This is a genomic window from Bordetella genomosp. 9 (assembly GCF_002119725.1).
Taxonomy (GTDB): Bacteria; Pseudomonadota; Gammaproteobacteria; order Burkholderiales; family Burkholderiaceae_B; genus Bordetella_C.
In genome coordinates this window covers 2,146,014-2,159,657 of record NZ_CP021109.1, presented here as the reverse complement: position 1 = coordinate 2,159,657, position 13,644 = coordinate 2,146,014, and the positions used below count along the sequence as shown (strand labels likewise).

General features: G+C 66.0%; 16 protein-coding genes. 9 read left to right on the top strand and 7 right to left on the bottom strand.

Features of this window, described 5'->3' with window-relative positions:
* Positions 1-13 precede the first annotated feature (13 nt).
* Together kefC and kefF are read right to left on the bottom strand one after the other, a co-directional pair.
* The gene (gene kefC, locus CAL13_RS10045) at positions 14-1,852 is read right to left on the bottom strand and encodes a glutathione-regulated potassium-efflux system protein KefC (protein ID WP_086072271.1); all 1,839 of its coding nucleotides are present in this window, start codon (positions 1,850-1,852) and stop codon (positions 14-16) included.
* Positions 1,845-2,399, bottom strand: coding sequence for a glutathione-regulated potassium-efflux system oxidoreductase KefF (gene kefF, locus CAL13_RS10040; protein WP_086072270.1), 555 nt, complete (start codon positions 2,397-2,399; stop codon positions 1,845-1,847). Before kefF ends, kefC begins: the two co-directional genes overlap by 8 nt.
* A gap of 76 nt (positions 2,400-2,475) precedes the next feature.
* Here kefF and rocF point away from each other — a divergent pair, with 76 nt between their 5' ends.
* From rocF to CAL13_RS10020, 5 genes are all read left to right on the top strand, one after another.
* Positions 2,476-3,393: an arginase gene (gene rocF / locus CAL13_RS10035; RefSeq protein WP_086072269.1), complete on the top strand. Its 918-nt coding sequence runs from the start codon at positions 2,476-2,478 to the stop codon at positions 3,391-3,393.
* Between the two features lie 218 nt (positions 3,394-3,611).
* The gene (locus CAL13_RS10030; RefSeq protein ID WP_086057280.1) at positions 3,612-4,016 is read left to right on the top strand and encodes a DoxX family protein; all 405 of its coding nucleotides are present in this window, start codon (positions 3,612-3,614) and stop codon (positions 4,014-4,016) included.
* A 298-nt stretch (positions 4,017-4,314) separates the two neighbouring features.
* Positions 4,315-4,455, top strand: a complete 141-nt coding sequence (locus tag CAL13_RS21330) for a hypothetical protein (protein WP_198297759.1) — start codon at positions 4,315-4,317, stop codon at positions 4,453-4,455.
* Positions 4,456-4,484: 29 nt separating this feature from the next.
* Positions 4,485-6,188, top strand: coding sequence for an adenylate cyclase (locus CAL13_RS21325; RefSeq protein ID WP_232467803.1), 1,704 nt, complete (start codon positions 4,485-4,487; stop codon positions 6,186-6,188).
* Positions 6,189-6,279: 91 nt separating this feature from the next.
* A complete protein-coding gene (locus CAL13_RS10020; RefSeq protein ID WP_420042444.1) occupies positions 6,280-6,801 on the top strand; it encodes a peroxiredoxin in 522 nt (173 codons plus the stop codon).
* 7 nt (positions 6,802-6,808) lie between these two features.
* Here the strand turns inward: CAL13_RS10020 and arsC are convergent, their stop codons facing one another.
* The 3 genes from arsC to CAL13_RS10005 form a co-directional block, all read right to left on the bottom strand.
* A complete protein-coding gene (arsC, locus tag CAL13_RS10015) occupies positions 6,809-7,156 on the bottom strand; it encodes an arsenate reductase (glutaredoxin) (protein WP_086057277.1) in 348 nt (115 codons plus the stop codon).
* Between the two features lie 107 nt (positions 7,157-7,263).
* Positions 7,264-8,622, bottom strand: a complete 1,359-nt coding sequence (locus tag CAL13_RS10010) for a CoA transferase (protein WP_420042426.1) — start codon at positions 8,620-8,622, stop codon at positions 7,264-7,266.
* 418 nt (positions 8,623-9,040) lie between these two features.
* On the bottom strand, positions 9,041-9,361 hold the full coding sequence (locus CAL13_RS10005) for a tetratricopeptide repeat protein (protein WP_086072267.1): 321 nt from the start codon (positions 9,359-9,361) through the stop codon (positions 9,041-9,043).
* A 156-nt stretch (positions 9,362-9,517) separates the two neighbouring features.
* On the opposite strand from CAL13_RS10005, the gene CAL13_RS10000 reads away from it, so the two are divergent.
* The gene (locus CAL13_RS10000) at positions 9,518-10,018 is read left to right on the top strand and encodes a glutathione peroxidase (RefSeq protein WP_086072266.1); all 501 of its coding nucleotides are present in this window, start codon (positions 9,518-9,520) and stop codon (positions 10,016-10,018) included.
* A gap of 35 nt (positions 10,019-10,053) precedes the next feature.
* Here the strand turns inward: CAL13_RS10000 and CAL13_RS09995 are convergent, their stop codons facing one another.
* Both CAL13_RS09995 and CAL13_RS09990 read right to left on the bottom strand, forming a co-directional pair.
* Positions 10,054-10,884 (bottom strand): amidohydrolase family protein, encoded by an 831-nt coding sequence (locus CAL13_RS09995; protein ID WP_086072265.1) that lies wholly within the window; start codon positions 10,882-10,884, stop codon positions 10,054-10,056.
* Between the two features lie 61 nt (positions 10,885-10,945).
* Complete coding sequence (locus tag CAL13_RS09990; RefSeq protein ID WP_086059373.1) at positions 10,946-11,413, bottom strand: Lrp/AsnC family transcriptional regulator; 468 nt, start codon at positions 11,411-11,413, stop codon at positions 10,946-10,948.
* Positions 11,414-11,564: 151 nt separating this feature from the next.
* Between CAL13_RS09990 and CAL13_RS09985 the strand changes: the two genes are divergently transcribed.
* Genes CAL13_RS09985 through CAL13_RS09975 form a run of 3 tightly spaced genes read left to right on the top strand, consistent with a single transcriptional unit; the run spans position 11,565 to position 13,570 of the window.
* Positions 11,565-12,467 (top strand): DMT family transporter, encoded by a 903-nt coding sequence (locus CAL13_RS09985; RefSeq protein WP_086057272.1) that lies wholly within the window; start codon positions 11,565-11,567, stop codon positions 12,465-12,467.
* 54 nt (positions 12,468-12,521) lie between these two features.
* Complete coding sequence (locus tag CAL13_RS09980; RefSeq protein ID WP_086057271.1) at positions 12,522-12,797, top strand: lipoate protein ligase C-terminal domain-containing protein; 276 nt, start codon at positions 12,522-12,524, stop codon at positions 12,795-12,797.
* Positions 12,794-13,570 (top strand): lipoate--protein ligase family protein, encoded by a 777-nt coding sequence (locus CAL13_RS09975; RefSeq protein ID WP_086072264.1) that lies wholly within the window; start codon positions 12,794-12,796, stop codon positions 13,568-13,570. The genes CAL13_RS09980 and CAL13_RS09975 overlap by 4 nt, the downstream gene beginning before the upstream one ends.
* Positions 13,571-13,644 lie beyond the last annotated feature (74 nt).

Genomic DNA, 13,644 nt, shown 5'->3' with positions numbered 1-13,644 from the left:
TGCCCGCCCGCCCCTAGGCAGCCTGGTCCGCTTCCTCCCGCTTGACCGCTTCGCCGCCCCAGCCATCGCGATGCGCCGATATCGAAAGCGCGCGGTCGCGCGCGATGGACGTCTCCAGCGTCTGCTGCGCCCGTCGCGCGACGGTGATGCGGAAGCCGTCGTCCTCGAAGCGCGGCATGGTCTCTTCCAGCATGTCGATGTTGTTGCGGCGGAAGGCATCGGCGATTTCCCTTGCCTCGTAAGCGCCCATGCCCAGAGCCTCCAGCGCCTTGCGCCCCGCGCGCAGCGACGACTCGAACAACTCGCGCTCCACCACTTCGACGCCGCGTTTGCGCAGCTGGAAGTAATGCACGGCGTCCCGGGCGCGCGCCACCACCCGCAGATTCGGAAAATCGCGCTGCACCAGGTCCACCAGGCGCAGGTTGTCCGACACGTCGTCGATCGCATTCACGAGCACCTGCGCGCGCGCGGCGCCCGCGGTTTCGAGCAGGTCGCCGCGCGTGGCATCGCCGTAGAACACCTTCATGCCGAACTTGCGCAGGGTATCGATGTTGTCGGGATCGTGATCCAGCACGACGACCCGCACGCCGTTGGCCAGCAGCAGGCGGCCGGCGATCTGGCCGAAGCGGCCGAAGCCGGCGATGATGACCTGGGCGCCATCGTCCTCGATGCGGTCGGCGGCACGCGAGCGTTGCGGGCGGCGCCGCTCGAGCCCGTCGATGACGGCCAGCACCACGGGCGTGGCCGCCATGGACAGCGCGACCGCCAGCGTCAGTACGCGCGCCCAGTCTTCCGGCAGCACGTCGGCCGCGCGCGCGGTGGAAAACACGACGAAGGCGAATTCGCTGCCCTGCCCCAGCAGGGTCGCAAACAGCGCGCAGCGGCCCGACTGCGCGCCGAACAATCGGCCCAGCCCATACAGGATCGCGAATTTGATGAGCAGGAAGCCGCCCAGGACCGCCAGCACCAACAGAGGGCGGCCCAGCAGCGTGCCGAAGTCCACCGACATGCCCACACCCATGAAGAACAGGCCGAGCAGCAGTCCCTTGAACGGCTGGATGTCGCTTTCCAGGGCATGGCGGTATTCGGAGCTGGCCAACAGGACGCCCGCCAGAAACGCGCCCATCGCCATGGACAGGCCGGCATGCTCGATGAGTTCTCCGACGCCGATGACCAGCAGCAGCGCCACGGCGCTGAATACCTCGCGCAAGCCGGACCGCGCAACGAAGCGCAACAGCGGACGCGCCAGGTAGCGGCCCACCAGCACCGCGACGGTCAGGGCGCCCGCCACTTTCAGCGTCGCCAGCCCCAGCGTATCGCCGCCCTCGCCCGCCTCCCCGCCGGCGAGCAGCGGAATCATGGCGATGAGCGGAATGGCTGCCAGATCCTGGAAAAGCAGGATGGAGAACGCCCGTTCGCCCAGGGCGGTCTGCTGCAGGCCGCGCTCGCTCATTGCCTGGACGGCCACCGCGGTAGACGACAAGGCCAGCGTCACGCCGACCAGCGCCGCCACTGGCCAGGATAGGCCCAGCCACGCCATGCCGGCCGCCAGCGCCACGCCGCACAGCGCCACCTGCAGGGCGCCACCGCCGAACACGGGGATCCGCATGCGCCACAGCCGCCGCGGGTCCAGTTCGAGCCCGATCAGGAACAGCATCAGCACCACGCCGATCTCGGCGAAGTCGAGGATTTGCGCCGGGTCTTCCACCAGTCGCAGCCCCCACGGCCCGATGACCGCGCCCGCGATCAGATAGCCCAGCACCGAGCCCATGCGCACGCGCATGGCCAAGGGAACGAAGACCACGGCGGCGGCCAGATAGACCAGCCCCTGCAACAGCAGGTTCTTATCCATGGGCGGCCTCCATCATCGCGGGACGTGCGCCTGCGTCGTGGCTGGCCAGGCGTTCGCGGTAGCGGGCGGCCGCCGATTGCAGGGCCGCCGCATCCAGCGTGGCCGCGCCGTGCACGGCGAAAGGGGCGAGCCAGCGCATGCCGCACAGTTCGGCGGCGCTGCGCAGTGGCTGCGCCAGCACGGCCAGATCCGTATCGGCGCAGCGCATGAAATCGTCCGCGGCGCCGCCCGTGGTCACCGACCACATCACCGCCTTGTCACGCAGCGCCGTGCCGCCGGCGCCATACGCCCAGCCGTGCTGCAGGACCTTGTCCATCCAAAGCTTGAACAAGGGCGGCGCGCCGTACCAGTGCATGGGGTGTTGCCACACGATCATGCCGGCCTGGGCCAGCGCCGCCTGCTCGGCCGCCGCATCGATGTGGAAGTCCGGGTACAGGTCGTAGAGCGAGCGGACCTGCAGATCGGGCATGCCGGCCAACGCATCGAGCAGTGCCCGGTTGGCGCGGGAATGTGCGGGATAAGGGTGTGCGTATACGATTAGGATCATGGGGTGTCCGGTTTGCCGCGATGCGGCTTCGTCAACGGGATGTTAGCCGCCAGCCGGCGCTTTGGGAGAACACGGCATGAAGCAAGCAATCGACCTCATCGGCGCGCCCACCGACGTGGGCGCCAGTATCAGGGGCGCGTCGATGGGCCCGGAAGCCTTGCGTGTCGCCGGCTTGCAGACGGCCCTGGAACGCCATGGCCTGCAGGTGACCGACGCGGCGAATCTATCGGGGCCGCCCAATCCCTCGCACCCGCCGCAACAGGGCTTTCGTCATTTGGATGAAGTCGTCCAATGGAACCGGGCCGTCTATGAAGCCGTACTCGCCTCGCGCCACGGCAACCGCTTTCCCATCCTGATGGGCGGGGACCATTGCCTGGCGATCGGGTCCATCACCGCCATCGCGCAACATTGCCGCGAAGCAGGCGCCGACCTCGTGGTTTTATGGCTGGACGCGCACGCGGATGCGAATACCCATGTCATTACGCCCAGCGGCAACATCCACGGCATGCCCGTGGCATGCCTGTGCGGCGACGGGCCCGACGCGCTGACCCGCCTGGGGGACGCCTATCCCGCCGTCCCGGACCCCGGAGCGATCCGGCAGGTCGGCATCCGCAGCGTCGACGCCGAGGAAAAACGCCAGCTCCGCGAATTGGGCATCAAGGTCTTCGACATGCGCTATATCGACGAGAACGGGATGCGCTTCACCATGGAGGCCGCCCTGTCGGGCATGACGCAAAACACCCACCTGCATGTCAGCTTCGACGCCGATTTCCTGGACCCGGTCGTGGCACCGGGCGTCGGCACGCCCGTGCTGGGCGGCCCGACCTACCGCGAGGCCCAGCTTTGCATGGAAATGATCGCGGATACCGGGCGCCTGGGATCGCTCGATCTCATGGAGCTCAACCCCGCGCGGGACATGCGCAATCAAACAGCGGAAGTCGTGGTCGATCTGGTCGAAAGCCTGTTCGGCAAGTCCACTCTGATCCGCGCATAGGCCGGCGTACGATGGGAACATCCGTATGGCGGCCGCTTGCGCGGATGGCGCCCGGGGTCGCCCGCGCCATGTAATATCCGCCAGGCACGATGACGGCGCGGCGGGGAAGATTTGCAATAATCGCGGGACGCGAAGCTGCTCCGCCCCGAACATCGCCGCCATGGCGGCGGATGGTCCGCACCACCGCCCTCTCAAACCGAACCTAAGAGAAGAAGACAATGAATCGACACGATGACGCAGCCAAATTGATACTACGCCTGGTTCTGGGCCTCCTGATCCTGCTGCACGGCATATCGAAAATGACCCACGGCGTGGGCAATATCGTCGGCATGGTGCAGGCGCACGGTTGGCCGGCCTTCATGGCGTATTTTGTCTATATCGGCGAAGTCGTCGCGCCGATCCTGGTCATCGCCGGTCTTTTCACCCGCCTGGGCGCGCTATTGATATTCATCAACATGATCGTTGCGATCGTGCTGGTCCATCAAAACCAGCTTTTCATGCTCAATGGCCAGGGCGGATGGCAGCTGGAACTGCAGGGAATGTTCCTTTTCACCGCGCTTGCCGTGGCCTTGATGGGCGCGGGCCGCTTCAGCGTGGGCGGCACGAGCGGACGCTTCAATTGACCAGAAGGCGGGCCGCAAGCGGCCCGCGCACGGGCCGGCGGCTTGCCGCGTGCCGCGTGCCGATACCGGCCGGCGCCATGCCGGCCACCGCAGCCGGAGTCCGCCGGCTTTTTAACGTTCCTGTCATTGCGCTAACGCATGGAAGCACATCCGAGCTTCCCGGACACAGCCTGTGCGCCGAGTAGGAATTGGTAACGCTGCAGGCATTTCAAAACGATTTCAAAGTCAGCCGCTTCGGGACAGCATACCTACACTGACTTCGTGCGCCGCATCCGTGAACGCACGAAAGGAGTCAGGCATGAAGAAGCTCATTGCAGTCTTGGCGGTTACCAGTACGTTGAGTGGTTGCGTGATCGTTCCGGCCCGTCCGGTGCATTATCGGCCGGCACCCGTGTATTACTACCCCGCGCCCTACCACTATCACTACTACGGCTACTGAAGCGGCGATGAGCGGAAGTGGGAGATCCCATGGAAGCGAACATTCCGGGACGCGTGCGCAAGGCGGCCATCGGCGCGCTCCTTTTTTCGGCGGGCTGCGCCTGCATGGCGCCGGTGTGCGCCCAGACCGCCTCCCCCGAGCCGGCGGCCGTCCCGGCGCCCGGGTCAATGCCATCGGGCGGCGGCGCCACGCTTCCAAACTCCGTGACGCCAGAGGCGCCTGAAGCGCCTGAAGCGCCTGAAGCGCCTGAAGCGCCTGAAGCGCCGCTATACGGATCCCCGCCCGCGGATGCCGTGGAGGAAGACGACGCCGACACGGATGCCGACGCAAAGACCAGCGAGCAGAACGGCAGCGCCACGCCGATATACACCTCCGCCGAACCGCCACCTGCCCTGCCGGACTACGATCAGCCGCCGGCGCCCGGCGACGACTATATCTGGATGCCGGGTTACTGGGCGCGCAATGCCTATGGCTTCTATTGGGCGCCCGGTGCGTGGGTCCGCCCGCCTTACGCAGGCGCGCTGTGGACACCGGGCTACTGGCTTTATGCGGCGCCGGTGTACCGCTGGAAACCGGGATACTGGGGACCGGCAGTCGGCTATTACGGCGGCATCGACTACGGATTCGGCTACACCGGCGCCGGCTATGCCGGCGGCTATTGGCGAGACCGGCATTTTCATTACAACCGATCGGTCACCCGGGTCGATACCGGCCGCTCGCGATACGTATACGGGCAGCCGGCGCAGTTCCGGCCTCCGCCGCGCGCGCGGATCAGCTATGACAGCGGGCCTGGCGGCTGGGAACGCCGAAGCGGCCCCTGGCCGCAAATGCAGGCACAGCAACGGGAATTGGAGGAGCGGCGGCAACGCCAATCGGTCCAAGCCCAGCAGCGCCGCCAGGAACTTGCGCAACGCGCCAACGGCGCGCTGCGGCCGCAGCCCGCGCCCTCCCAGTCCGTGCAACCGGGAAGGCAACAGCAATTCCAACAGCAGTTGCGGCAACAGCAACTGCAGCAGCAGCAACAGCTCCAGCAACAGCAGTTTCAACAGCGGATCCAACAGGAGCAACTGCAGCAACGCCAGCTGCAGCGGCCGCCGCTTTCCCCCCAACTGCCGCAATCGCAGGCGGAAACCCAGTTCCAGCAGCAGCTGCGCCAGCAACAACAACAGCAGCAGCAACAGCAGCTGTTGCAGCAACAGCAGTTTCAGCAGCAGGAGCTGTTGCGCCAGCAACAGCTCCAACAACGCCAGCGCCTGGAACAGCAGCAAGACATGCGCGCGCGTCAGCAGGAGCTGCAGCGGCAGCAATTCCAGCAACGTCAGCAGCAACAGGAATTCCAACAGCAGCAGCTACAGCAGCAGCAATTCCAGCAGCAGTTGCGCCAGCAGCAATTGCGGCAACAGCAGCAGCGGTTGAACCAGCGCGAAAGCGATGCGCGCCAGCAGGCGCTGCGTCAGGAATCGCTGAGGCGTCAGCTCGCGGAATCGCAGCAGCGTGAAGCGCGCGAGCGGCACTTGCAGCAACAACAGCAATACCGCCAACGCGAGCAGCAGCAGGCGCGCCGGCAGTGGCAATCGGAACTGCAACAGTCGCGGCAGGAGCTTTATCGACAGCACAACGCTCAACAGCAGCAGATCGCGCGGCAACAGGCGCAGCAACGGCAGGCCCGCGAAAGACAAAGCTTCCAGAGGCAATTCGAGCCGTCGCGGCGCATGCAGGAAGCGCGGCGCTAAAATCGGCGAACCTGCGGCGTGGCGGCCCCCGGCGGCCAGCCGTTCATCCCCTTGCGAGGTCGCCATGAGGAAAGCCGTCGTTGCCTTGTCTATGGTTGCTGCCTTGTTCGCTGCTCAGCACGCCTGGAGCGCATTGCCCATCGGCGCGCCGGCGCCCGACTTCTCGACCCAGGCCGCGATGGGCGGCGAGGTCTATCCCTTCAAACTCGCGGATGCCCTGCGCGACGGACCGGTGGTGCTGTATTTCTACCCAGCCGCATTCACGCAGGGCTGCACGATCGAAGCGCACGACTTTGCGGAAGCCACGGACCAGTATCGCGCGCTCGGTGCGCGCGTCGTCGGCGTATCGGCCGACGACATCGATGTGCTCCAGCGCTTTTCGGTAAGCGCCTGCCAGAGCAAATTCGCGGTGGCGGCGGACGCCGACCAGCGCATCATGCGCGCCTACGACGCGGTTCACGACCGGAACCCGCAGCGCGCGCAACGCATCTCGTATGTGATCGTGCCGCCCGGCCGGGTCATCTATTCCTATACCGACAGCAACCCGGACCATCACGTCGCCAACACGCTGAACGCGCTGCGCACGTGGCGTGAACAGCACCGGCGGGACTGAGCAGCGGCTACAGGATCTCGCGCACCACGTCGGAAGGCCGGCAAAGCCGCACGCCCTTGGGCGTGACGACGAAGGGACGGTTGATCAGGATGGGATGCGCCATCATGGCGTCGAGCAGGCGGTCGTCGCCGACGTCCGGCGCGTCCAGCCCCAGTTCCTGGTACAGCGGCTCCTTGACCCGCACCGCGTCGCGCACCGTCAGCCCGGCCCTGGCGATCATGGCCTGCAGCGTCTCCCGCGAAGGGGGCGTCTTCAAATATTCGACGATGGCAGGCTCGATGCCGGCCTGACGCAGTTGTTCGAGCACATTGCGCGACGTCCCGCAGCGGGGATTGTGATAGATGGTGGTGGACATGGCGAGTTCGATGGCGATGTTGGCGGGCGCCCGTTCGGCCGCGAGCCCGAAGTCTACCGGAATTGGCGCGGCGGGCCGCGCAACGCCCCTGCTGACGTTGACAGGGCCTAGTTCTGATTGAATGGCCAGACGGTCGGATTGGTGCCGGGCGGCACCGACGGCCGCGACCACGCAGCGGGTGTTGCGGAGAAGCGCGCCGCGTGGCGCACCGCCGCAAGCTTGCCGAAGCCGGAGTTCGTCTCTTCCAGATACCCGTCCAGGGACGGCATGGGGCAGGACAAGCCATTCGGTACGCGCGGCAGGCTGCGCAGCCACCGGGCAGTCTGCGCCAGCGACACCCGCACATGCCAACTGCCGCCTTCGGTGGCTTGCCTTGCCAAGGCCACCTGCGCGCCAAACGCCATCAGGTACCCGGTGGCGTAGTCCAGAATCTGCACCGGCATCGGGCGCGGGGCTTCCTGTCCGGCGGCCTGCGCCTCCGCGTGATTGAAACCGCTGGCCGTCTGCACCAGCGAATCGAACCCGCGCCGGCGCGCCCAGGGACCGACGTGTCCATAAGCGGATAAGGAAACGTACACGATGCCGGGCCGCAGGCGCGCCACGTCTTCCGGCCCGAATCCTTGCGCGTCCAGCGCGCCTGGACGGTATCCCTGCACGAAGACGTGCGCGCTGCGCAGCAGGTTGCCAAGCGTGATGCGGCCGGTCGCCGTGTCCAGGTCCGCCAGCACCGACAATTTCCCCCGGCTGGTTTCCGCGATGGCCGCGATGTTCGGCAGATTGGGCGAATTCAGCAGCATCACATCCGCACCGTAGGCAGCCAGTGTGCGGCCGCACACCGGTCCCGCGATGATGCGGGTCAGGTCCAGAACGCGGATGTCCTGCAGCGGACGCGCGTTGGTGCCATAGCGCGGCAGGGGGCGCGGCGCGGCATCGCCGATGCGTTCGACGGTAAGGAGCGGCAACTGCGAGACCGCGACACCCTGCGGGTGGCGATCCCATTCATCGAAGCTGCGAAGCGCGGCCACCACCACCCCTGCTTCCGCCGCGGCCTGTTCGAATTCCAGCGCATTCCAGCGCGCCAGCGCTCTTTCGACGGCGCCCCGGTCGACCGTGGCGCCCGTTGGACAGCCCAGCAAAGCCAGTGCGCCATCGCGGTGATGCGCGAAGTTGGCGTGTATGCGTACCCAGTTGCCGTCGCCGCAGCGGTACACGCCAGTGATCTTGTCCCAGATATTGGGCTGCGTGCCATCCAGGGTGAAATAGCCGCGGGTCTCCTGCGCCGCATGCCGCATATCGACGGATACGCGCTGGCGCTTGCCGCCCCGCATGGCCCATATCTCCGCTGCGGCAAGCGCGGCCGCGGCGATGCTGCATTGCGCCGCCATGCCGACGGAGAAGGAAGATGGAAGGACGGGATCGGTTCCCGGCAGATCGATGTAGCCAAGGGCTTCCTCGGGCATGTCCATCGATTGCCATAAAGCAGTCAGCGCGCCGTGCGTCGATTTACGAGCAGAGGAAGCCCCTCTGAAGAAGGGCGGACGTAGATCCATCAAATATCCCATTGCGGCTGGCCGTACTTATCCCAGCGCATTACAAATCCGCGGCAACGGCAGCGTCAACATCATACGGCGCACCGCGTGTTTCACTGTTTGACGCCGCATCGCGCTGTGTGGCGTTGCGCCGGGGTACGCGCGCACGGGACACCGCCTCACGCGACACATATGTTTTCCTTTAGTCGCTTAGTCCTACTTATGTGCCGCCCTACTTGTGTCGTCGGGCCAACAGTGCAATGGCGCCCTGCCCGCAAACGCCGCCGCCATTCGGCCAGTTCAACATTGAAACCGGACCGGAATCCGAGCTTCCTTGACCCTTGACGATCCACCATCAACGATCGAGACGCCGCAAGAACACGGCGACCTCTTTGACCACCTGTGCATCGCCATGGGCAGCGGCCACTTCCGATGCGCGTTGCCATGCCTGGCGCGCTCCCTCCTTGTCGTCCCTCCCCAACCGCGCCTTGCCCAGCCATTTCCACGCCACCGAGTACTCGGGGTCGTAGGAGACGGAGACCTCAAGGTGTTCGCACGCCTTGTCGAAATTGCCGGCCTCCGCGTAAGCCTTGCCCAGGGTATATCGCAGCAGTTTGTCGTCTTTGCCGGAAGCCAGCATCGCTTCCAGCCGTTCCATCATCGAAGGTGCGGTCATGCCCGGCCTCCCCGCTACGGGTTCAGTTGTCTCGTTCGCACATTACAGCATCGAACATCGATATCGCGGCGCACGCTGGACTCGGCGCCGGGCGGCGGGCTCTAAAATGTCGGGCGGCCATGCATTGCAATGCGCCGCCCGCAAGGAGCTTCCGCCATGACATCCCTATACGATTTTTCCGCGCGCGATATCGACGGCCCCGAACGCCCGCTCAGCGAGTTTGCCGGCCGCGTGGTGCTGGTGGTGAACGTGGCGTCGCGCTGCGGGTTCACGCCGCAGTACGCGGGGCTGGAAGACCTGTACCGGCGTTACCGCGACGCCGGCTTCAGCGTGCTCGGTTTTCCTTGCGATCAGTTCCGCCATCAGGAGCCGGGCGACGAGGCCGAGATCAAGCGGTTCTGCACATCGCGCTATGACGTGACCTTCCCTATGTTCGCGAAGATCGATGTCAACGGCGAACGCGCACACCCCCTCTATCGGTGGCTGAAACAGGCAAGGCCCGGCGTATTGGGAAGCCGCGCGATCAAGTGGAACTTCACGAAGTTCCTCGTCGGACGGGACGGGCAGGCCATCAGGCGCTATGGCCCCGCCGAAAAGCCGGGATCGATCGCGCCGGATGTGGCGGCCGCGTGTGCCGCGCCCACGGCGCCCGCCTGAAGGCAGGACGCAGCCGCGCCGCGGGACCCGGCGTATCAATCGAAGCCGTAGAGCTGCCGCGGATTATCGACCAGGATGCGCGTGCGAACGCCAGCATCGGGCGCCCAGGCGTTCAGCAGGCCGAGCAGCGCCACGGTGTCGGGCGGATGCGACGCCTCGGTCACGTGCGGCCAATCGCTGCCCCACACCAGCCGTTCCGGCGCCGCCTGGACGAATGCGCGGGCCACCGCCGTGGCGTCCGCATAGTCGGGGCCTCCCGTCGCCGTGTTCAGATACGCGCCCGAAAGCTTCACCCAGCAGTTGCCGCCATCGAGCAGACCGCGCACCACGTCCCATGCCGGGTGCCGCACGCCCAACGCAGGCGGCAATCGCGCCATATGGTCGATCACCATCGGACATGGCAGCCGGCCGAGCATGTCGGCGTGCGCCACGATCTGGTCGCCGGACATGTGCAGCTGCGCATGCCAGCCCAGGGGCGCGATGCGGCGCGCCAGCGCTTCGATCATGTCCACCGTCGTGACCGTGTCCTTGGGATTCCAAACGCTGAAGCGCAAGCCGCGAACGCCGCCCGCGTCGAGCTGCCGCAAGGCCGCGTCGCCCACGTCCGGCGTGGCCACCGCGATGCCGCGGGCCTGCCCGCCGAACTGCGCGATGGCGTCGAGCAGACAGGCGTTGTCCGTGCCATAGCGCTTCGCCTGCACGATGATGGCGCGCGCCGTACCCATGCGCCGGCTTATCGCCCGGTAATCGCTCACCGTGCCGCCTGCGAAGGGCTCGCCGGAACCGGGCTGCTCGGGAAAGCGGGAGTCGAAGATATGCAGGTGGCTGTCGCAAGCGTTGTCCGGCATGCCGGCGGGGAAAGTCATTGCCATTTCCTTGAAACTCGAAAAACCAGGCCGCTGGGCGGCATTCCAGAAAGACGCGAGATTACCCCAGCGGCGGCAGGCGCCGGCGCAGCGTGGCCGCCTTGACGATGGCGGTATTGGTTTCGGCGTACTCGGTAATGCGGTCCAGGATCTCGTCCAGGTGCCCGATGGTGCGCAACACGAGCCGCGCGATGAAGCAGTCTTCGCCGGTCACCTTGTCGCATTCGATGAATTCCGGAATATCGGCGATCAGTTCTTCCACCCGCCGCAATTGGCCCGGCAAGGGCCGCACGCGAACGATGGCCTGCAACGCATATCCCAGCGCCGCGGGATCGACTTCCACCGTGTAGCGCTGGATGACGCCCGCGTCTTCCAGCCGGCGCAGGCGGTCTGCGACGCTGGGCGAGGACATGCCGACCTGCCGTGCAAGCTCCGCCACGGTTGCCCGGGCGTTTGCCGCGAGCAGCGTTACGAGGCGACGGTCCACCGCATCCAGAGGCCCCTGCGTATCGTTAAGGTCATTGCGCATTTTTGCCTTCGAAATCCAATGTGTACGCGCGATTTTTGAGCTGAAAAGCGATTCAAAACCGCATAACCGGCTGCGATAATGCGTTTCACCGGTACCGCTGCAACGGTACTTCCAAGCGGCGGCGCCGCGCAAGTATCCGAGGACTTCCATCATGGCTACACCGACTGAACGCACCGGCGCGCTGCAGATGAGCGCCGCCATGGCCATGTCCGGCACGCTGGGCTATTTCGTGCTGGAGTCCGGCCAGGGCCCTTTCAATGTCGTTTTCTTCCGCTGTCTTTTCGGCGCGCTCGCGCTGCTGGTCTATTGCCACGCGCGCGGCCTGCTTTCCCGGCGCTATTTCGGCCGCACCAGCTTCGGGCTGGCGGTTGCGGCCGGCGCGGCGCTGGTCATGAACTGGGTGCTGCTGTTCTCGGCCTACCGCCTGGCGTCCATTTCGCTGTCCACCGCCGTCTACAACTTCCAGCCCTTTTTTCTGATGGGGCTGGGCGCGGTCTTCCTTGGCGAACGTCCCTCTCTCACCAAGGTGGCCTGGGCGGGCGTGGCCTTCGGGGGGCTGCTGATGCTGCTCGATCTGCAAGGGTCGAGCGCGCTCTCGCACGACCACTATCTGTCGGGCCTGCTGCTCGGCATGGGCGCCGGCTTCCTTTATGCGGTCACGGCCATCATCGTGAAGCGCCTGGCCGGCATTCCGCCGCACCTGCTGGCGCTGGTGCAGGCCGTGGTCGGCATCGTCATGCTGGCGCCGATGGCGGACTTCTCCGCCCTGCCCGCCACGGCCGGCCAGTGGATCTGCCTGGCCGTACTCGGGGTCGTTCACACCTGCCTGATGTATATCCTGCTTTATTCGGCGATCCAGAAGCTGCCTACGGCCATGCTGGCTGCGCTGTCGTTCATCTACCCCGCCGTGGCGATTCTGGTGGACTACGCCTTCTTCGCACAGCGGCTCGATCTGGCGCAGGCCGCTGGCATCTCGCTCATCCTCCTCGCTGTGGCCGGCGTCACTTTGAACTGGCGGCTGTGGCCCGCCCCGCGCAAGGGCGGCGTGGCGTGACACGTGGCAGGCCGTATGCCGTAACATCGACACGCATCGGCTTGAGGACCAATCATGCATGGCGAATACAAGGTGCCCGGCGGCAAGCTCGTCGTGGCTGACGTGAACGTAGAGGACGGCGCGCTGACCGCGGTCAGCATCAGCGGCGACTTTTTCCTGGAACCGCCCGAGGCGCTGGCCGAAATCGACCGCGCGCTCACCGGCTTGGCGGCGACCGCAAGCGAAGCCGAACTGGCCCTTGCCGTTGCCCTGGCCTTGCCGCCGGGCACCGAAATGTTCGGCTTCTCGCCCGAGGCGGTTGCCATTGCGGTCAGGAGGGCTTTGGCATGACGCGGTCCACCTGGCGCGATCACGACTGGCAGCTCATACGCGAAAGCGCGCGCACGCCCCTGGAGCATATGGCGCTGGACGCCGTGCTGAGTGACGAAGTCGCAGCCGGGCGGCGCGCGCCCACGCTGCGCTTCTGGGAATGGGCCCGCCCGGCGGTGGTGATCGGGCGCTTCCAGTCATTGAAAAACGAGGTCGATCCCGACGGCGCTCGCCGCCACGGCGTGGAAGTGGTACGCCGCGTCAGCGGCGGCGGCGCGATGTTCGTCGAGCCCGGCAACACCATCACCTACTCCATCTACGCGCCGCTATCGCTTGTGGAGGGCATGAGCTTCCAGGAATCCTATGCCTTCCTGGATGCGTGGACGTTGGAAGCGCTGCAATCGGTGGGTATCCAGGCGTGGTACCAGCCCTTGAACGACATCACATCCTCAGGCGGAAAGATTGGCGGCGCGGCCCAGGCCCGCCGGGGCCAAGCCGTGCTGCACCATGTGACGATGGCCTATGACATCGACGCCGAGAAAATGGTGCAGGTGCTCAGGATCGGCCGCGAGAAGCTTTCCGACAAGGGCACGACCAGCGCGAAAAAGCGTGTGGATCCGCTGCTGACCCAAACTGGAATGCCGCGGGAACAGATCATCGATCGTATGATCGAAGTCTTTCGCAACCGGCATGGGTTGACGCAGGGCGCCATCACGGAAGCCGAAATGGCCGAGGCCGACCGGCAGGCGCGCGAACGTTTCGCCACCGCGGCCTGGCTGACCCAGGTGCCCTGATCCGAACTGGAGCAGACGCGCGATGCATGAATTCCGTCCGGCCGGCCCTCGAAAGCCCGGGCCGTCCATTTTCC